General features: G+C 42.8%; 16 protein-coding genes. 14 read left to right on the top strand and 2 right to left on the bottom strand.

Going from position 1 to position 19,901, the window contains the following annotated elements:
- The first annotated feature begins 121 nt into the window (after positions 1–121).
- Positions 122–910 carry a sporulation transcription factor Spo0A gene (gene spo0A, locus J7I93_RS02410; RefSeq protein ID WP_214722907.1) on the top strand — a complete coding sequence of 263 codons (789 nt, stop codon included), beginning with the start codon at positions 122–124 and terminating at the stop codon, positions 908–910.
- A 585-nt stretch (positions 911–1,495) separates the two neighbouring features.
- On the opposite strand, the gene J7I93_RS02405 is transcribed toward spo0A, so the two are convergent.
- Positions 1,496–1,633 carry a YycC family protein gene (locus J7I93_RS02405; protein ID WP_214722905.1) on the bottom strand — a complete coding sequence of 46 codons (138 nt, stop codon included), beginning with the start codon at positions 1,631–1,633 and terminating at the stop codon, positions 1,496–1,498.
- A 25-nt stretch (positions 1,634–1,658) separates the two neighbouring features.
- Positions 1,659–1,895, bottom strand: coding sequence for a DUF2627 domain-containing protein (locus tag J7I93_RS02400; RefSeq protein WP_214722903.1), 237 nt, complete (start codon positions 1,893–1,895; stop codon positions 1,659–1,661).
- Between the two features lie 156 nt (positions 1,896–2,051).
- Between J7I93_RS02400 and J7I93_RS02395 the strand changes: the two genes are divergently transcribed.
- The 13 genes from J7I93_RS02395 (at position 2,052) to J7I93_RS02335 (ending at position 19,888) form a co-directional block, all read left to right on the top strand.
- Positions 2,052–4,118: a sigma-54 interaction domain-containing protein gene (locus J7I93_RS02395; RefSeq protein ID WP_214723044.1), complete on the top strand. Its 2,067-nt coding sequence runs from the start codon at positions 2,052–2,054 to the stop codon at positions 4,116–4,118.
- A gap of 179 nt (positions 4,119–4,297) precedes the next feature.
- The gene (gene yqiS / locus J7I93_RS02390; protein WP_214722901.1) at positions 4,298–5,200 is read left to right on the top strand and encodes a phosphate butyryltransferase; all 903 of its coding nucleotides are present in this window, start codon (positions 4,298–4,300) and stop codon (positions 5,198–5,200) included.
- Between the two features lie 93 nt (positions 5,201–5,293).
- The gene (gene bcd / locus J7I93_RS02385; RefSeq protein WP_214722899.1) at positions 5,294–6,388 is read left to right on the top strand and encodes a Leu/Phe/Val dehydrogenase; all 1,095 of its coding nucleotides are present in this window, start codon (positions 5,294–5,296) and stop codon (positions 6,386–6,388) included.
- A 375-nt stretch (positions 6,389–6,763) separates the two neighbouring features.
- On the top strand, positions 6,764–7,873 hold the full coding sequence (gene buk / locus J7I93_RS02380) for a butyrate kinase (RefSeq protein WP_214722897.1): 1,110 nt from the start codon (positions 6,764–6,766) through the stop codon (positions 7,871–7,873).
- Between the two features lie 15 nt (positions 7,874–7,888).
- The gene (lpdA, locus tag J7I93_RS02375) at positions 7,889–9,310 is read left to right on the top strand and encodes a dihydrolipoyl dehydrogenase (protein ID WP_214722895.1); all 1,422 of its coding nucleotides are present in this window, start codon (positions 7,889–7,891) and stop codon (positions 9,308–9,310) included.
- An 80-nt stretch (positions 9,311–9,390) separates the two neighbouring features.
- Positions 9,391–10,386, top strand: coding sequence for a thiamine pyrophosphate-dependent dehydrogenase E1 component subunit alpha (locus tag J7I93_RS02370; protein ID WP_214722893.1), 996 nt, complete (start codon positions 9,391–9,393; stop codon positions 10,384–10,386).
- Positions 10,387–10,398: 12 nt separating this feature from the next.
- Positions 10,399–11,382 (top strand): alpha-ketoacid dehydrogenase subunit beta, encoded by a 984-nt coding sequence (locus tag J7I93_RS02365; RefSeq protein ID WP_214722891.1) that lies wholly within the window; start codon positions 10,399–10,401, stop codon positions 11,380–11,382.
- A gap of 120 nt (positions 11,383–11,502) precedes the next feature.
- Positions 11,503–12,825 (top strand): dihydrolipoamide acetyltransferase family protein, encoded by a 1,323-nt coding sequence (locus tag J7I93_RS02360; protein ID WP_214722889.1) that lies wholly within the window; start codon positions 11,503–11,505, stop codon positions 12,823–12,825.
- 215 nt (positions 12,826–13,040) lie between these two features.
- Positions 13,041–14,927, top strand: a complete 1,887-nt coding sequence (locus J7I93_RS02355; RefSeq protein ID WP_214987807.1) for a methylmalonyl-CoA mutase subunit beta — start codon at positions 13,041–13,043, stop codon at positions 14,925–14,927.
- The gene (gene scpA / locus J7I93_RS02350; protein WP_214722887.1) at positions 14,917–17,109 is read left to right on the top strand and encodes a methylmalonyl-CoA mutase; all 2,193 of its coding nucleotides are present in this window, start codon (positions 14,917–14,919) and stop codon (positions 17,107–17,109) included. Before J7I93_RS02355 ends, scpA begins: the two co-directional genes overlap by 11 nt.
- A complete protein-coding gene (gene meaB / locus J7I93_RS02345; RefSeq protein ID WP_214722885.1) occupies positions 17,110–18,228 on the top strand; it encodes a methylmalonyl Co-A mutase-associated GTPase MeaB in 1,119 nt (372 codons plus the stop codon).
- A gap of 252 nt (positions 18,229–18,480) precedes the next feature.
- Positions 18,481–18,918, top strand: a complete 438-nt coding sequence (locus J7I93_RS02340) for a BrxA/BrxB family bacilliredoxin (RefSeq protein ID WP_214722883.1) — start codon at positions 18,481–18,483, stop codon at positions 18,916–18,918.
- A gap of 178 nt (positions 18,919–19,096) precedes the next feature.
- Positions 19,097–19,888: a transporter substrate-binding domain-containing protein gene (locus tag J7I93_RS02335; protein ID WP_214722881.1), complete on the top strand. Its 792-nt coding sequence runs from the start codon at positions 19,097–19,099 to the stop codon at positions 19,886–19,888.
- Positions 19,889–19,901: the final 13 nt, after the last annotated feature.

The raw sequence follows: 19,901 nt of genomic DNA, 5'->3' as shown, positions 1-19,901 counted from the left end.
GATTTTTTGTTGCATTGTCGAATTTGTCATTTAGAATAGAAAATAGATACCGAAAAGAGCGTGTTCGATTTTTTTGAACATATTTCAAAAGAGACCATAATTGGACCGAGGAGGAAAGTAAGTGAAGAAAATAAAAGTTTGTGTTGTGGATGACAACAGGGAGCTAGTCGGCCTTTTAGAAGAATATATATCTTCTCAGGAAGATATGGAAGTGGCAGGGGTAGCCCATAATGGACAGGAATGTTTGGATGTTTTGGAGCAGACTCACCCAGACGTTCTTGTATTAGATATAATCATGCCTCATTTAGATGGACTTGCAGTCCTTGAAAAGATGAGAGAATTAAATTTAAACACTCTCCCTAACGTCATTATGCTGACTGCTTTTGGCCAGGAAGATGTTACTAAGAAGGCAGTTGACTTGGGAGCATCCTATTTTATCCTGAAACCATTTGATATGGACAATTTGGCAAGCCATATCCGCCAGGTCAGCGGAAAGTCCAGTGCTGTACTTCGGAAGCCATCTCCTGCATATCGTCCACAGGCAGAGGCAAAGCCAAAGAACCTGGATGCAAGCATCACAAGCATCATCCATGAAATTGGTGTTCCTGCCCATATTAAGGGCTATTTATATCTTCGTGAAGCGATCTCTATGGTATACAATGACATTGAACTTCTCGGTTCCATTACAAAAGTGCTGTACCCTGATATTGCAAAGAAGTTTAACACTACTGCGAGCCGTGTGGAACGTGCGATCCGCCATGCAATTGAAGTTGCCTGGAGCCGCGGGAATATTGATTCCATTTCTTCTCTGTTTGGATACACAGTCAGCATGACAAAAGCAAAGCCAACAAACTCCGAATTCATCGCGATGGTTGCTGACAAGCTTCGTTTGGAGCATAAGGCTTCTTGAAAGGGTAAGGACTAAAATAACGTACTTATAAATTTCATCAAGTTATTTCGACGCTCCTTTACAGGGGCGTTTTTAAGTGCAATAAAAAAGAGGCTGACTCAAAATGTCGTTGAATGACGGCTCTTTTGAGTCAGCTTTTATTTTGGGATCTTTTTTCTTAATTTTCGTGTCATTTGGCTCAAAATGGGATACCCCTCTAACTTTAAGCTGTTTTTACTTTGCCTTTTCTAACTTCATCCCACTTTTTCAAGTTATTGTGACTTTATTATTTTTTTAACTTAGATGTGTATATGCTTATATGGATTCTTGCACCCTGTTGATTGGAGTGGAAGGGGCGAGATCCTCGAAAATGCATTCGCATTTCCTTCGTGCGGTGTTAACTCGTAGATGCATAATCAACGTCCTGCGGGAGAGCGAGTCAACGGGAGACCCCGCAGATGCAAATGCACCGAGGAGGCTCCTGGACCGCCCGCGTTCGCTAAGTCCCTGGAGCGGAAATCAACAGGCCGATGTTATAGAGCTAAAGTCTTGAAAAAGAGGGTGCCCAAAAAACTAAACTTTTGGGACACCCTCTTTTTTTGAATTTTACTTTTCTTCCTTTTCAAGCTCGATCAATTTCTGTATCAATATATGCTGCGGCATATGCATAATTTGCTCCAAAGGAAGATTAAGTTTCTCTGACAGTTTAATAGCAGTTTCCGGCGAGATTTGCATTGGTCTCACGGATTTTCCCCTCGCTTCATTAAATTTATTTAATCTTAAACCGTGCTTGCACCTTGTTTTTTTTTCGATCGCGGTAAAGGATAAAGCCTGCGATAAAGCCAAGCCCGATGATTAAAAACAGCAATCCTGCAGTAAATTGCAGCCATAAATATGGAAATGGGCTCTGCAGGATGCCAAAGACCATATCTCTCATTAATTTTATTCCATAAACAGCTAATACCCCTGGAAGCAAAAGGATCAATAATGCAATTAGTCTGATCATATAACAGTTCCCTTCATATCGAAGTCATCTATCGAAATAATAAATCATTAAAGAAATTTGTCAAGTCCAGCAACTATGCTAAAATATAACCGTGAAGAATATTGCAGGATCATATGAAGGGGTATGCAAGGATTTTCAATGAAAGCGGGTTAGATGATGCAAACAGTAATGATAGTAGGAGCAGGAAAAGGCGGAACGGCCATATTAAAAATTATAAAAGAAACAGCTGTTTTGGATGTTAAAGCTATGGTCGATATTAATTCCGATGCTCCTGGACTGAAGCTTGCGAAAGAAAGCGGGATTCCAGTTGGCGCCAATTGGCATGAATTCATGAATCAACATATAGATATTATTATTGAAGTTACAGGGAATGATCAGGTTTTTGTAGATATTAGAGAAGCAAGAAGCAAGGACACCGTTTTAATCCCGGGAAGTGTTGCTTATTTAATTGCAAAGCTGCTTGAGGAAAAGGAAGAGCTGATTACTAAATTTAGAAATGAAGCATATAAACATGATTTGATTTTTAATTCTACTGATGATGGCATGATAGTCATTAACAATAATGCCGAGATTACTGTTTTTAATAGAAGTGCAGAGAGAATGACGGGAATTAAAAGAAAAGATGCCATTGGCCAAAAGGTAAATGATGTTATAACGGATAGCCTTCTTCCCAGAGTATTGGAAACAAGAAGGTTAGAGGCCAACCAGGAAATGATCTTAGGCAATGGCCTTAAAATTATTACGACGAGAATACCGATGGTTGGAGAAAATAATGAGCTGATGGGTGCCTTTGCGGTCTTTAAAGATATTACTGAGGTAGTTTCGCTTGCAGAGGAAATAACAGATCTCAAGGAAATACAGACAATGCTTCAGGCGATTATCCAGTCCAGTGAAGAAGCTATTTCAGTAGTTGACGAAAATGGAAAAGGGATATTGATAAATCCGGCTTATTCACGTCTGACAGGGCTTAAAGAGGAGGAAGTGATCGGCCAGCCTGCGACCACAGATATCTCTGAAGGGGAAAGTGTACATATGAAGGTGCTCCAAACAAGAAGAGCGATGAGGGGAGTGGCCATGAGGGTCGGACCTAAAAGGAAGGATGTTGTGGTTAATGTCGCTCCTGTTATCGTTAATGGAAAATTAAAAGGAAGTGTAGGCGTCATTCATGATGTCTCTGAAATTCAAAGTCTCAATCAGGAATTGAATCGGGCTAGGCAGATTATCCGAACTTTGGAGGCAAAATATTCATTTGAGGATATCATTGGAACATCAGAAGAAATGACCATTGCCATTGAGCAGGCAAAACTCGGCGCTAAAACACCAGCAACGGTTTTGCTCCGGGGTGAATCAGGTACAGGCAAGGAACTATTTGCTCATGCAATCCATAATGCCAGTGACAGAAAATATAACAAGTTTATAAGGGTAAACTGTGCTGCTTTATCTGAATCCCTATTGGAAAGCGAGCTGTTCGGTTATGAGGAGGGTGCGTTTTCCGGAGCGAAAAGAGGCGGAAAACGAGGACTTTTTGAAGAAGCCGATAAAGGGAGCATCTTTCTGGATGAAATTGGTGAGTTGACGGCCAATACTCAAGCCAAGCTGCTCAGGGTTTTGCAAGAGCAAGAAATTACCCGGGTTGGCGGAACTAAGCCAATTCATATTGATGTTAGGGTAATTGCTGCTACAAATGTCAATTTAGAAAAAGGAATTGCAAGTGGCACTTTCAGGGAAGACTTATACTATAGGCTTAATAGGATGCCGATACATATTCCTCCTTTAAGAAGAAGGAAGGAGGATATCCCGCTGCTTAGCAGCAGGCTGATCCAAAAAATTAATCAGGAATATGGGCGAAATGTCGAGGGAGTAACGGAAAAAGCGATTAAAAAGCTGATGGCCTATGATTGGCCAGGGAATGTAAGGGAACTGGATAATATACTCGGGAGAGCAATCATCTTTATGAGCTACAACGAAACAGAAATAGAGGAAAGGCATATCCCGGAACTCATCAGTTCGAATAGCCCAGCAGCCAGTCAGGAAATTAGCGAGGCAACGATGGATAAAACGCTGTCTCAATTAGTAGAACAATATGAGGAAAAAATGATCAGGCAGACGCTTCGGAAGCTGGAGGGGAATAAAACGCTGACAGCAAAAACGCTTGGTTTGTCTGTAAGAAATCTTTACTATAAGCTGGAGAAATATAATATTGCAAATAATAGCATGCAATAATTTTCATAGCATGCAGTTTTTTTCATGTTATAGTGTAGTGATTAAAGCGCTTTCATAGGGTTTGTAAGTTGGCACACTTCTTGCAAGTATTAATATCGGATGCAGCATCAAGATTTGAAAGCAAAGTGAAGAAGCTTGGCTTAGCGCCATGCGCTTTTTCTGGTAAGGGGGTTGAACAGATGGAATTGGATTCGCTTATAGCAAGAGCAACCCAATATGATGAAAAAACGGTAGCCGTAGCCGCAGCAGAGGACGAAGAAGTGCTGGAAGCTGTCGCAGAAGCGATTAAGCTTAACTTAGCAAGCTTTTTATTATTCGGGAATGAAGAAAAGATTCACGAGTTAATAAATCAGAAGTATAGGGGATTATTTGAAAGCCCTAAGCTTAAAATCATTCATGCAGATACTGCAGCTTCGGCGGCGGAACAGGCTGTGAGGGCTGTACAGGAACTTAAAGCTAATGTTTTGATGAAAGGGAATATTCCTACTGCAGGAATCTTAAAGGCTGTTTTGAATAAAGATTTCGGTTTAAGGACAGGAAATGCTTTATCGCATGTTGCGGTGTTTGAGGTTCCCGGATTTGAACGATTTATAATTATTACAGATGCAGCTATGAATATTGCACCTGATCTTAATCAGAAAGCCCAAATAGTGAAAAATGCAGTTAACATAGCAAGAAGCATCGGGATTGAGAAGCCGCTGGTTGCACCGATTGCTGCTGTGGAGGCTGTTAATCCGGCTATGCAGGCCACGCTGGATGCGTCTGCTTTAACTCTTATGAATAAGCGGGGACAAATTAAAGATTGTGTTGTGGATGGCCCTCTGGCTCTAGATAATGCAATTTCTTTTGAGGCTGCCGAACATAAGGGGATAACGAGTGAGGTTGCCGGACAGGCAGATATTTTATTAGTTCCCACAATAGAAGTGGGGAATGCTTTATATAAATCTCTCGTCTATTTTGCAAAAGCAAAGGTGGGCGCGGTTATTGCCGGCGCTAAGGCGCCTATCGTTCTAACATCCAGGGCTGATTCTGCTGAAAGCAAAGTGTATTCTTTAGCGTTAGCTATCTGCTCTGCAAAATAGGATATTATGCGGCTTGATTGTCTGCTGCAAAAGCACGATATACCAGGTGAAAATAACATACTTCTTTAAAAGAATCCGGGGAGGAATTTTAAGATGGAAATCTTCAAGTACTTAGAAACTTACGATTATGAGCAAGTGGTTTTTTGCCAGGATAAGCAATCAGGGTTAAAGGCTATTATTGCCATTCACGATACCACCTTGGGACCTGCCCTTGGAGGAACACGCATGTGGACTTATGAATCCGAAGAAGCGGCTATTGAGGATGCGCTTCGCCTTTCCCGCGGCATGACTTATAAAAACGCGGCTGCCGGCTTAAATCTTGGGGGCGGAAAAACAGTTATTATCGGCGATCCGCGCAAAGACAAAAATGAAGAAATGTTCCGTGCTTTCGGCCGCTATATTCAAGGCTTAAACGGCCGTTACATCACTGCAGAAGATGTAGGGACTACTGTAGCTGATATGGACCTGATCCACGAGGAGACTGATTATGTAACTGGAATATCACCTGCTTTCGGCTCTTCTGGGAACCCTTCACCTGTAACTGCCTATGGCGTATACAGAGGGATGAAAGCCGCAGCAAAAGCAGCCTTTGGAACAGACTCTTTGGAAGGCAAAACAATTGCTGTTCAGGGTGTAGGAAATGTTGCGTACAACCTTTGCCGCCACCTGCATGAAGAAGGAGGTCAGCTGATTGTAACGGATATTAATAAAGAAGCAGTTCAGCGTGCAGTTGAAGAATTTGGCGCAAAAGCTGTTGAACCAAATGAAATTTATGGAGTTGATTGTGATATTTACGCTCCATGTGCATTAGGTGCAACCATTAATGATGATACAATTCCTCAGCTAAAAGCAAAAGTTATCGCAGGAGCTGCCAACAATCAGCTTAAGGAAACACGCCATGGCGATCAAATACATGAAATGGGCATCGTCTACGCTCCTGACTATGTCATAAATGCTGGCGGGGTTATTAACGTTGCAGATGAGTTATACGGCTATAACCGTGAACGCGCCATGAAAAAAGTTGAAACGGTTTACAATAATATCGAAAAAGTTATTGAAATTGCTAAAAGAGATGGCATACCAACATACAAAGCGGCTGACCGTATGGCTGAGGAAAGAATTGAAAGAATGCGCAATTCCCGAGGCCAATTCTTGCAAAACGGCCACCATATCCTAAGCCGCAGATAAAGCAGGCAATGGCCGAATTGAATAGGAGTCATTGAATCCATGGCCATTCAAGCCCGGAAAGCAAAAACGCTGAATGAAAATTCAGCGTCTTTGGCTTTAAATATGGCTCTGTTAAAGGTTATTGTTGTTTTTAGTACCCTGTTGATTGGAGCGGAAGGCACTAATCCAGCGAAAATGCATTCGCATTTCCTTACGGCGAGGTGTTTACTCTAGGAAGCTCAAAGTCCTGCGGGAGTGCCTCGTGCTTAATTCGACAGGCAAATTTAACAGAGCCTTAAATATAGAACTGAAAAAATACGCAGCGGCAGCTTGAGTTCCTTAGTAAAAGGTTGCTATTTACAAGGGAGTTTTCCGCTTTTTAATGGAGGTTTAAACGTGCTAGAACAAGAACATCGAATTCTCGTCATCAATCCGGGATCCACTTCAACAAAGATTGGAGTTTTCGATAATGAGATTTCTGTCCTGGAAAAAACATTGCGCCATGATACAGATGTCATTAACTCATTTGAAAATATTATCGACCAATATGAATTCCGTAAAAAGACCATTCTTGAAACATTGGATCATGAAGGGATCAATATTTCAAAGCTAAGTGCTGTATGTGGCCGCGGCGGGCTGCTCCGTCCCATAGAGGGGGGCACTTATACTGTAAATGAGGCAATGCTTAAGGATTTGCGCGCTGGTTTTTCAGGTCAGCATGCTTCAAACCTGGGCGGAATCCTTGCATATGAAATTGCTTCGGGGCTGAATATCCCCTCTTATATTGTTGACCCGGTTGTGGTTGATGAGCTTGACCCAATTGCCCGAATTTCCGGCTTTTCAATGATTGAAAGAAAAAGCATATTTCACGCTCTGAACCAAAAAGCTGTTGCTAGAAGAGTTGCAAAAGATCTTGGAAAGAGATATGAGGAGCTGAACTTGATTGTCACTCATATGGGCGGAGGCATTACGGTTGGTGCCCATAAGCAGGGCAGAGTGGTTGATGTCAATAACGGCTTGCACGGCGACGGGCCTTTCAGTCCTGAACGGGCAGGAACAGTCCCTGCTGGCGATTTAGTTGCACTTTGCTACTCTGGAAGCTTTTATCGTGAAGAAGTCATGAAAAAGCTTGTTGGACAAGGCGGACTTGTCGGTTATCTAGGAACAAATGATGCTGTAAAGGTTGAAAAGATGATCGAAAATGGAGATGAAAAAGCTAAGCTGGTTTATTCCGCAATGGCTTATCAGGTTGCAAAAGAAATTGGCTCCGCCAGCGCTATACTTGGCGGCAAGGTAGATGCCATCATTCTTACAGGAGGCCTGGCTTATGGAAAAGGTTTCGTAAAAGAAATCAGTGAGCGCATCAACTGGATCGCTGACGTAATTATCCAGCCAGGCGAAAATGAGCTTCAGGCACTCGCAGAAGGGGCATTGCGTGTCCTGCGCGGTGAAGAAAAAGAAAAAGAATATCCAGGAAAAACAGCAAACAAAGCAGCAATCAAATAAAAAGGGGGAAGCAACTTGGCACAGGAGTATGATTTAGTCATCTTAGGCGGAGGCACAGGCGGTTATGTAGCCGCCATCCGTGCATCCCAGCTGGGATTAAAAACGGCAATAGTTGAAAAAGGCAAGCTGGGAGGAACCTGCCTACACAAAGGGTGTATTCCAAGTAAGGCATTATTGAGAAGTGCTGAAGTTTTTGCAACAGCAAAACATAGTGAAGATTTTGGCGTTGTGACACGTGATGTATCCATCAATTTTGGAAAAGTTCAGGAAAGAAAGAACAAAATCGTTGACCAGCTGCATAAGGGAGTACAGCACCTAATGAAGCAGGGGAAGATTGATGTTTTTGAAGGAACAGGACGTATTTTGGGACCTTCCATTTTTTCTCCAATGCCTGGGACCATTTCTGTTGAAATGAACAATGGCGACGAGAACGAAATGCTGATCCCTAAGAACGTCATTGTTGCTACAGGATCGCGTCCGCGCAGTCTTCCAGGATTGGATATTGATGGCCAATTGGTAATGACTTCAGATGAGGCGCTGGCTTTGGAAGAAATTCCAAGTTCCATCATTATTGTCGGCGGCGGTGTAATCGGGATTGAATGGGCTTCAATGCTATCTGATTTCGGTGCTGATGTGACAGTTCTTGAATATGCAGATCGCATTATTCCTACAGAAGATAAAGAAATATCAAAAGAAATGCAGCGCCTCATGAAAAAGAAAGGCGTAAAAATAGTTACAGGTGCCAAGGTTCTTCCTGAAACATTGCAAAAAGGCGAAGGCGTAACGATTTCTGCAGAAGTGAAGGGGTCACAAAAGGAATTCTCTGCTGAAAAACTGCTTGTTTCAGTCGGCCGCCAGGCAAATGTAGAGGGGATTGGCATAGAAAATACAGAGATCCAAATTGAAAAAGGCTTCATTACAACGAATGAATACTTCCAGACAAAGGAATCCCATATCTATGCGATTGGTGATGTTATAGGCGGCCTTCAGCTTGCCCATGTTGCATCCCATGAAGGCATTGTTGCTGTAGAGCACATTGCCGGGCAAAATCCTTCTCCAATTGATTACAGCCTGGTGTCCAAATGTATTTACAGTGCGCCAGAGGCAGCAAGTGTAGGATTAACAGAGGATGAAGCAAGAGAAAAAGGCTTAAATGTAAAGACTGGCAAGTTCTCATTCCGCGCAATCGGCAAGGCACTTGTGTTTGGAGAGTCAGATGGTTTCGTTAAAATAGTTGCTGATAAAGATACCGACGATATCCTTGGTGTACATATGATTGGCCCGCATGTGACAGATATGATTTCAGAAGCTGGCCTTGCGCGTGTTCTTGATGCTACACCATGGGAAGTGGCTCATACTATTCACCCGCATCCGACATTATCGGAAGCAATTGGAGAAGCAGCTCTTGCTGTTGATGGAAAAGCGATTCACGGTTAAAAGATATTTGATGCAACTAATAATGCCGGCCTCCTGAACAGGATACCGGCAAGTACATAAAAGTTTAGGAGGTTATATAAATGGCTGAAAACCGTCATAAAGAATTAGGTTTAAGTGATGAAAAGGTTCTTGAAATGTATGAGACGATGCTATTGGCTCGCCGCATTGATGAGCGTATGTGGCTTTTAAACCGTGCTGGGAAAATTCCGTTTGTTATCTCATGCCAGGGACAGGAAGCTGCCCAAGTAGGTGCTGCATTTGCTCTTGATAAGGAAAAGGATTATGTACTTCCGTATTATCGTGATATGGGTGTAGTTCTGACTTTCGGCATGACGGCCAAAGAACTAATGCTTTCAGGCTTTGCAAAAGCGGAAGATCCAAACTCCGGCGGACGCCAGATGCCAGGACACTTTGGCCAAAAGAAGAACAATATCGTAACAGGGTCTTCACCGGTTACAACTCAAGTACCGCATGCTGTTGGTGTAGCACTTGGCGGAAAGCTGGAAGGCAAAGACCTTGTAACGTTTGTCACTTTCGGCGAGGGTTCTTCAAATCAGGGCGATTTCCATGAAGGCGCCAATTTTGCTGGTGTCCACAAACTTCCGGTAATCTTTATGTGTGAAAACAATAAGTATGCAATCTCGGTTCCAATTGAGAAACAGCTTGCCTGCGAAAATGTTTCAGATAGAGCTATTGGCTATGGGATGCCCGGGTTTACTGTAGATGGAAATAATCCGCTTGAAGTATATAAAGCAGTTAAAGAAGCAGCAGATAGAGGCCGCCGTGGCGAAGGACCTACTTTAATTGAAACAATTTCATACCGTCTGACTCCGCACTCTTCTGATGATGATGACCGCAGCTATCGTGCTCCTGATGAAGTCGCAGAAGCGAAAACCAAAGACCCTATCATTACTTTTGGTGCTTATTTAAAAGAAGCTGGAGTAATGGATGATGGCTTGGAAAAAGAAATTAATGACCGTGTAATGAGACAGGTGAACGAAGCAACTGATTATGCAGAAAATGCTCCATATGCAGAGCCGGAATATGCATTGAAACATGTTTATGCTGAACAGTAAGGGGGAGAGAATATGGCTGTAATTTCTTATATCGATGCGGTAACAATGGCAATCCGCGAGGAAATGGAAAGAGATCCAAAGGTTTTTGTATTAGGTGAAGACGTAGGTAAAAAGGGCGGTGTATTTAAAGCCACCCAAGGCTTGTATGACAAGTTCGGTGAAGACCGTGTAATAGATACACCGCTTGCTGAATCTGCCATTGCAGGGGTGGGAATCGGTGCTGCAATGTATGGGATGCGCCCGATTGCAGAAATGCAGTTTGCCGACTTTATCATGCCGGCTGTGAACCAAATTATTTCGGAAGCAGCAAGAATTCGATACCGTTCAAATAATGACTGGAACTGTCCAATGGTTATTCGTGCACCATATGGCGGAGGTGTTCATGGTGCTCTTTATCACTCCCAATCTGTAGAGGCAGTATTTGCGAATCAGCCTGGATTAAAAATTGTCATGCCATCTACTCCGTATGATGTTAAAGGGCTTTTAAAAGCTGCTATCCGCGATGAAGACCCTGTATTGTTCTTTGAACATAAACGAGCATACCGTCTTATTAAAGGGGAAGTTCCTGAAGATGATTATGTTCTTCCAATTGGTAAAGCAGATGTTAAGCGTGAAGGAGAAGATATCACGGTTATCACTTATGGCCTATGTGTCCACTTTGCCCTTCAGGCTGCCGAAAGGCTTGCCAAAGACGGCATCTCAGCACACATCCTGGACTTAAGAACAGTATATCCGCTTGATAAGGAAGCAATCATTGAAGCTGCTTCAAAAACTGGAAAAGTACTGCTTCTAACTGAGGACAACAAGGAAGGAAGCATCATGGGCGAGGTTTCTGCAATCATCGCAGAAAATTGCCTGTTTGAACTAGATGCACCAATCAAACGCCTTGCAGGCCCGGATATTCCTGCGATGCCATACGCACCGACAATGGAGAAATACTTCATGGTAAATCCGGATAAAGTAGAAAAAGCAATGCGTGAATTAGCGGAATTTTAATCGAACTGGCCGTTCAACAAATTATAAATGGAGAAAACAGAGAGGTGGAGTTTTTTACTAGGAAAAGCTCCACAGTCTGATATCCCGCAATAAGCGGGGAGCTAGAAGGAGGTATACCCATTGGCTATCGAGCAAATTAAAATGCCCCAGCTTGGGGAGAGTGTAACAGAAGGTACGATCAGCAAATGGCTGGTTTCCGTTGGTGATAAAGTAAATAAATATGATCCTCTTGCAGAGGTAATGACAGATAAAGTAAATGCGGAGGTACCATCTTCTTTCACAGGTGTGATCAAAGAATTGATTGCCGAAGAGGGTGAGACTTATGAAGTTGGACAGGTGATTTTGACGATTGAAACTGAAGGCGGCGAAGCTGCTCCAGCAACATCTGAGCCTAGTGCGGAAGAAAAGGCTGAACCTGCACAATCAGGCGGAAATGAAGCGGATTCTGCTCCAAAGGCACCTGCTAAGGCAGACAGTCCAAAGGGAGCTCGATATTCTCCGGCCGTATTGAAACTTTCACAAGAACATGGCATTGACTTGAATCAGGTAACAGGTACAGGCGGCGGCGGCCGTATTACCCGTAAAGACCTTATGAAAATCATTGAGTCAGGCAACATCCCTTCGGCCAATGCTGCACCGGCGGCACCGGATAAGACAGAAGAGCCAGCAGCATCTGCACCTTCTCAGCCGGCAGCACCAGCCAAACCGGCAGCACCGGCTCCAAATGTTCCTGTATTGCCTGGTGATGTTGAGATTCCTGTCACAGGAGTCCGAAAGGCTATAGCTGCAAATATGCTTCGAAGCAAGCATGAAGCGCCACATGCATGGACAATGATGGAAGTGGACGTAACGAATCTTGTGGAGTACCGTAATAGCATTAAGGGAGAATTTAAGCAAAAAGAAGGTTTCAACCTGACATTCTTTGCTTTCTTCGTAAAAGCTGTTGCACAGGCTCTTAAGGAATTCCCGCAGATTAATTCCATGTGGGCTGGAGACAAGATTATTCAGAAGAAAGATATTAATATCTCCATTGCTGTTGCTACAGATGATGCATTATTCGTTCCTGTCATCAACGCGGCAGATGAAAAAACAATTAAAGGCATTGCCCGAGAGATCAATGATTTGGCAGTGAAGGTTCGTACTGGAAAGCTGACTTCTGCTGAAATGCAGGGCGGCACTTTCACAGTCAACAACACAGGTTCATTTGGTTCTGTCCAATCCATGGGTATTATCAATTACCCTCAAGCTGCAATTTTGCAGGTTGAATCAATTGTTAAGCGTCCTGTAGTTATGAACAACGGTATGATTGCCGTTCGTGATATGGTTAACCTTTGCATGTCGCTTGACCACCGTGTATTGGACGGCCTTGTGTGCGGCCGCTTCCTGCAGCGTGTTAAAGAAATTCTCGAGAACACGTCAAAGGAAAATACATCTGTCTATTAATGTGGAATTAAACCGCTGCCCAAACCAGGGCGGCGGTTTATTTATTAGGGATAAAGAAAGTCCTAAAAGGCTTGATGTTCATTGCTTGTTTCCTATATGTATACTAAAATGGTTATATAAAGAATTTTGAATTTTATTATAATTAAATAGTACGGTTCATGCACTTTAATAAGCGGCAGTTCCGTGACAGCCTTATTCATTAATGAGGGGAGGGAATGCTGTCAGTTACCTGGCAGCCTATTATGTCATTAAAAAATATGATGGAAGCAAGATTTCCGGAACAGAATATGGAAGAATGGAAACAAAATGCGGAAAAAACGCTTAAAGGAAAGTCCATTGAATCATTGTCCAGTACTACATATGAAAACATTAAATTGAAACCGCTTTATTCAAAAGAAGATATGGAGACATATGCTTTATCCCAGTATCCAGGTCAAGCCGATTTCAGAAGGGGACCAAATCCCGGAGGATACCTGTCAGAAGAATGGAAGGTCGCACAAAAAATCAGTGCCTTAACTACCGAGGAGTTATCAGAAAAGCTTCATGAAGCCACAGAAAAAGGGCAGACTGCTCTTGCTTTCCAGCCGGATCAATTGGAAGATCTTAAGGAGATAAGAAAGGCAGTTGGAGACCTCTATAAAAAACATCCTTTCTGCGTCGAGGTTAATTATAATCAGCAGCTGATCGGGGAACTTGCGAAATTGGAAGACAGTGAAAAAATTTCAGGTTATATTGCCAGCGATCCACTGGCTGCTGCCGCTACAGCGAAGTTGAACGATCGCTCAATCGATGAAGCTTATGATCAATGGATTGATGCAATCAGCTTGGCAGCAGAAAAAATGCCAAAGCTAAAAACGATCATGGCTGATTCTGCAGTCTATCATAATGGCGGAGCGAACGCAGTCCAAGAGCTTGCTTTTGCAGTTGCCTCCGGCGTAAATCACCTGCAGTATTTTCTCGATAAAGGGCAAAACCTCGAGGACATTTTGTCCAAAGTGGTATTTAAATTTTCCATCGGCTCTAACTTTTTTTTGGAAATAGCCAAGCTGCGCTCCGCAAGGGTTCTATGGAGTAAAGTGGCAGAAGCATATGGTGCTTCAGAGGATAGCAAGAAAATAGTGATTTCTGCTGAAACTTCATTTTTTTCTAAGTCAGCCTATGACCCTTATGTGAATATGCTCAGAGCAGGAAATGAAGCGTTTGCAGCTGTTTTAGGCGGCGTCCAATATCTTCATGTGAGTCCGTATAATGAACCGGAAGCATCTGATTCTCCTCTAGGTGACCGGATTGCCCGTAATACGCAGCTGATATTAAGGGAGGAAGCCCATTTGCTTAAGGTTTCGGACCCGGCAGGGGGTTCCTGGTATGTTGAGCACCTGACAAACGAACTCACTGAAAAAGCCTGGGCTCTTTTCCTTGAGATTGAAAAGCGTAATGGTATGGCTGAAGCCTTGAAGTCAGGGTGGGTTCAGGACCAGATTAAGCAAGTCCTTGAGAAGCGAAAACAAGATATTGAAACGAGGAAACAAAGTATAATCGGTACAAATATTTATGCCAATTTGGATGACAAGCCGCTACAGGTAAAAATTAAAACTGTCCAACATGAGAACGGCAGTATCCAGCCGATTCCGCAAATTCGCCTTTCCGAATCATATGAAGGCTTGCGCAGGGCTTCTGAAAATTTAAGCAGTAAAGGCATTAATCCGGAAGCAGGGCTTATATGCCTTGGAGCGCTCAAGGACCATAAAGCACGGGCTGATTTTATTGCAGGCTTTTTGGCACCGGGGGCAATAAGGGCTGTCAAAAGTAAATCAGTGGAGGATTCTGAAACAGCAGCAGCCTTTATAAGAGAATCAAACTGCAGACACTATTTTATTTGCGGATCAAATGAGCAATATGACAGCATGGCTTTGCCTATTATTAAACAGGTTAAAGAAGCCTTTCCGGATGCGAAGCTATTCTTAGCAGGTCTTCCAGAAGAAAACAAACAGCCGGAGTATACTGCAGCGGGAGTTAATGGATTTGTCCATGTAAAAAGCAATTGCTATAAAACTCTCTTGAGTCTGCTTAACGAAATGGAGGTGGCTAGCAGTGGCCAATAAACCTGACTTTAAAAGCATAAATATTTCTGATAAGAAACAAGCAACTAAAGAGCACTGGAAAAAGAAAGCAGAGGAAGAAATCAGTCAATCTATTGATAATCTTCTTTTTGAAACAAATGAGCAAATTAAGATTAAGCCATTATATACAGAAGAAGATCTTAAAGGTTTACAGCATCTAAATGATAAGCCAGGACTGCCTCCCTATACCAGGGGACCATACTCAACTATGTATGTGAACAGGCCGTGGACAGTCCGACAGTATGCCGGGTTTTCGACAGCTGAAGAAAGCAATGCTTTTTACCGCCGAAATCTTGCGATGGGGCAAAAGGGCTTATCTGTTGCTTTCGACTTAGCTACGCATAGAGGCTATGATTCTGATCATCCAAGAGTAGTAGGGGATGTTGGGAAAGCAGGGGTAGCGATTGATTCCATACTTGATATGAAAACACTTTTTGATGGAATTCCTTTGGACCAGATGTCTGTATCCATGACAATGAATGGAGCGGTGCTGCCAGTTATGGCATTCTATATTGTCACAGCGGAAGAACAGGGAGTCAGCCAGGAAAAGCTTTCAGGGACGATTCAAAATGATATTTTAAAAGAGTATATGGTGCGCAACACCTATATTTACCCGCCGGAAATGTCGATGAAAATCATTGCTGATATATTCGAATATACATCCAAATACATGCCTAAATTCAATAGCATCAGTATTTCGGGCTATCACATGCAGGAAGCGGGAGCGCCCGCTGACATCGAACTTGCCTACACTCTGGCAGATGGATTGGAATACGTAAGAACTGGACTAAGTGCCGGCATAGATATTGATTTATTCGCACCACGGCTTTCGTTCTTCTGGGCGATTGGGATGAATTACTTCATGGAAGTGTCCAAAATGAGGGCAGCCCGCTATATATGGGCAAAAATGATGAAAACCTTTGAACCGGAAAATACAAAATCCATGGCTCTCAGGACGCATTCCCAAACTTCCGGCTGGAGTTTAACTGAGCAGGACCCTTTTAATAATGTAACAAGAACCCTTATTGAAGCGCATGCAGCGGCAATGGGCCACACGCAATCACTCCATACAAATGCTTTGGATGAAGCCATAGCATTGCCGACTGATTTTTCAGCACGTATTGCCCGAAATACCCAGCTGTATCTTCAGGAAGAAACGGGAATAACCAATGTAATTGATCCATGGGGTGGCTCATATTATGTAGAGGCATTAACAGACCAATTAATTAAGCGTGCTTGGGAGCATATTGAGGAAATTGAAAATCTGGGCGGTATGGCTAAAGCAATCGAAACAGGCTTGCCTAAAATGAGAATAGAAGAAGCAGCAGCCAGAAGGCAGGCGCAAATAGATTCAGGCAAAGAAACCATCATTGGTGTTAACCAATACCGTTTGGAAAAAGAAGATCCAATTGAAATTCTGGACATTGATAATACTGCTGTACGCTTAAAGCAAATTGAAAAGCTGACGAATCTTAAAGCTTCCCGTGACAATGGAAAAGTAACAGAAGCTTTAGACTCCATAACGAGAGCAGCAGAGACTGGTGAAGGCAACCTGCTTGAGCTGGCAGTAAAAGCAGCAAGAGTCAGGGCAACGCTTGGTGAAATCTCGGAAGCAATTGAAAAAGTGGCAAATCGTCATAAAGCAATTATTCGTTCAATTAGCGGTGTATATAGCTCTGCTTTTTCAAATGAAGAAGAAATTGCAGAAGTTAAACAAATGACCGACGATTTCCTCGAGAATGAAGGAAGAAGACCTAGAATTTTGATTGCAAAGATGGGGCAGGACGGACATGATAGAGGTGCAAAGGTTATTTCAACAGCATTTGCTGACCTGGGATTTGATGTGGATATCGGCCCACTATTTCAGACACCTGAAGAAACAGCGATGCAGGCTGTAGAAAATGATGTTCATGTCATCGGAATCAGTTCGCTGGCAGCCGGCCATAAAACTCTTCTTCCCCAGCTTATTGAGGAGCTTAAAAAGCTGGGAAGGGATGATATTATGGTCGTGATTGGCGGAGTCATTCCGGCGCAGGACTACGATTACCTATATGAGCACGGGGCTTCTGCCATTTTTGGCCCAGGTACAGTAATTCCTGTTGCGGCTCAAAAAGTTATCAGAGAAATATACAGCCGCCTCGGGTATGAGGAAGTGACCCAGTAAATGCCTGAAGATAAGAAACCTGATTGGTTTGATGATAAAAACGCAGACAATTTTACAAGTATAGTACGTAGAGGAGTGGAGAATGGAGGTTCATCACAGCAATTTGTGAAGAAAGGACGTTTTCAAAAAAAGTCTCCATCTTTGCCTGATCTTAACGTTTTAGAAGAAGGCATCCTTAAGGGTGAGCGCAGCTTGCTTGCCCGTGCCATCACACTGATTGAAAGCAACGCGGAGCATCACTTTCGCCATGCCCAGGAGCTGCTTCAAAACCTTCTGCCCCATTCAGGAAAATCTTTGCGGATTGGCATTACAGGTGTGCCTGGTGCGGGGAAAAGCACGTTCATTGAGTCTTTTGGAACTTTCTTATGTAATTCAGGCTTGAAGGTTGCCGTCCTTGCTGTCGATCCAAGTTCCAGCTTGAGCGGCGGGAGCATTCTTGGCGATAAAACGAGGATGGAGCAGCTTTCAAGAAATCCGCGTGCTTTTATAAGACCTTCACCGTCTGCTGGGAAGCTTGGCGGAGTTCATCGGAAAACAAGGGAAACTATGCTGCTATGCGAAGCAGCTGGCTTTGATGTTATCCTGGTCGAAACGGTTGGTGTCGGGCAGAGCGAAGTCATTGTGAGGGATATGGTGGACTTTTTTATGCTCCTGACCTTGACTGGGGCTGGGGATGAATTGCAGGGCATGAAAAAAGGCATAATGGAATTGGCTGATGCAGTTATTGTAAATAAAGCGGATGGCCAAAATAAGAAGTTGGCTGAAAAAACGAAAGCGGAATATGACCGCATCCTTCACTTTCTTCAGCCAGCCACCAAAGACTGGCAAACAAAAGCCTATACCTGTTCATCTACCTTAAACGAGGGAATCCAGGAGTTATGGGAAATGATCAGCAGGTTTGAAAAGAATACAAAAAAATCAGGCGTATTTGAAGAAAGAAGAAGGCTGCAGACCAAAGAATGGATTCACTCAATGATCATGGATGAGCTTCAGTTCAGCTTTTTTTATCATCCTGATGTCAAACCTCTCCTGCCTAGAATAGAAAATGAAGTAATTGCCGGAAACCGGACCGTAACCTCGGCAGTTGAAGAATTATTTAATGTGTATGCTAAAAAGTAAATGAAGAGAGCTGCCCTGGGATAGGGCTGCTTTACATAAAAAAGAATGCAAAAAAATGGCCAGTGCCTTTATGGCACTGGCGAATCTAGGGAGTTTAGGGGTATGGATCTAGCTGTACTTTTATCATTCCCCTTTCTCAGGAACCTAAACTTTTTTTTTGTGAAAAATTGTCGTGATTGTAAATTTTGTTCCTGTATTGGTATTATGTATATAGTCACTAACATTACTTACTCAGCAGAGGAGAGATTAAATTTGAATATGGATTTTAATTTATTTATGAATGATGTCGTTAAGCAGGCGCGCCAGGAAATCGTGCATGCGGGCTATACGGAATTAACTACACCTGAAGAAGTAGATGAGGCCCTTAACAAAAAAGGGACTACACTTGTAATGGTCAACTCTGTGTGCGGATGTGCAGGCGGAATTGCCCGTCCGGCAGCTGCCCATTCCTTGCATTATGATAAGCGCCCTGACCATCTGGTAACTGTCTTTGCAGGCCAAGATAAGGATGCGACGGAAAAAGCGAGATCTTATTTTACTGGTTATCCGCCTTCATCACCTTCTTTTGCGCTGCTTAAAGATGGTGAATTATGCACTATGATTGAGCGCCATGATATTGAAGGCCATGAACCAATGGCTGTTGTTCAAAAGCTGCAGGATGCCTACGAGAAATTCTGCGAAGAGCTTTAATACTGGAAAAGCCCCGATTCGGGGCTTTTTTTTTCGGGTAATATTTCTGAATAGTTGAACTTTAATTTGATATTTAAAATGATATTGCATAAATATAAAAATGTGTTAAAATTCATTTTAGTGAATATTTATTAATAGTTTTATAGATATTATTCAGATTATACAGGGGGAAAACAAAATGAAAAAATTCATCATGATAGCCATCAGCATGCTTTTAGTTGGTTTATTGGCAGCTTGCGGTACAAGTGAAAAGGATTCAGCTAACGGATCAGGCGATAAAGGATCGGATAAAAAGGTTTTAACAATGGGTACATCAGCAGATTATCCGCCATTTGAATACGTAGATTCTGCAAAAGGCGAAGAAATTATAGGGTTTGATGTGGACTTGGCTAAGGCTATTGCCGAAAAGCTTGGATATGAAATTCAAGTGAAGGATATGGACTTTAATGGATTGATTCCTGCATTGGAAACCAGCCAGGTAGATTTTGTGCTGGCTGGCATGACTCCAACTGATGAGCGCAAACAGAACGTTGATTTCAGTGATGTGTATTATACAGCAAGCCATATGATTGTATCTGAAAAGGGAAGCGGCATCGAGTCACTTGAAGATTTGAACGGTAAAACTGTGGGAGTCCAGCTTGCTTCCATTCAAGCTGATAAAGCAGAAGAAATTGGTGAGACAGTTGACTTGAGTGTTGAAAACCGCAATCGTATCCCAGAATTGATTCAGGAAATTCTGGCAGGACGTTTTGATGCTGCTATCATTGAAGACACAGTTGCAAAAGGATATTTTGAAAAAAATGAAGATCTTTCAGGCTTTACAATCGAAGAAGATGAGCAGGAAGCTGGCTCTGCCATTGCTTTCCCTAAGGGCAGCGACTTAACTGAGGAGTTTAATGCAGAACTTGTTAAGATGAAAGAAAATGGTGAATTGGAAGAGCTTATCGTTAAATGGTTTGATAATAAATAACTTGTGGGAATTG

Source organism: Bacillus sp. ISL-47 (genome assembly GCF_018613175.1).
In the GTDB taxonomy this organism is placed as follows: domain Bacteria; phylum Bacillota; class Bacilli; order Bacillales; family Cytobacillaceae; genus Cytobacillus.
This window is presented reverse-complemented; position numbering and strand designations above follow the sequence as displayed.

Excerpts from the sequence above, each read along its gene's own strand:
- J7I93_RS02400 (WP_214722903.1), bottom strand. The coding sequence starts at position 1,895 with ATGATCAGACTAATTGCATTATTGATCCTTTTGCTTCCAGGGGTATTA.
- J7I93_RS02395 (WP_214723044.1), top strand. The coding sequence starts at position 2,052 with ATGCAAACAGTAATGATAGTAGGAGCAGGAAAAGGCGGAACGGCCATA.
- yqiS (WP_214722901.1), top strand. The coding sequence starts at position 4,298 with ATGGAATTGGATTCGCTTATAGCAAGAGCAACCCAATATGATGAAAAA.
- bcd (WP_214722899.1), top strand. The coding sequence starts at position 5,294 with ATGGAAATCTTCAAGTACTTAGAAACTTACGATTATGAGCAAGTGGTT.
- J7I93_RS02370 (WP_214722893.1), top strand. The coding sequence starts at position 9,391 with ATGGCTGAAAACCGTCATAAAGAATTAGGTTTAAGTGATGAAAAGGTT.
- J7I93_RS02365 (WP_214722891.1), top strand. The coding sequence starts at position 10,399 with ATGGCTGTAATTTCTTATATCGATGCGGTAACAATGGCAATCCGCGAG.
- J7I93_RS02355 (WP_214987807.1), top strand. The coding sequence starts at position 13,041 with ATGCTGTCAGTTACCTGGCAGCCTATTATGTCATTAAAAAATATGATG.
- meaB (WP_214722885.1), top strand. The coding sequence starts at position 17,110 with ATGCCTGAAGATAAGAAACCTGATTGGTTTGATGATAAAAACGCAGAC.
- J7I93_RS02335 (WP_214722881.1), top strand. The coding sequence starts at position 19,097 with ATGAAAAAATTCATCATGATAGCCATCAGCATGCTTTTAGTTGGTTTA.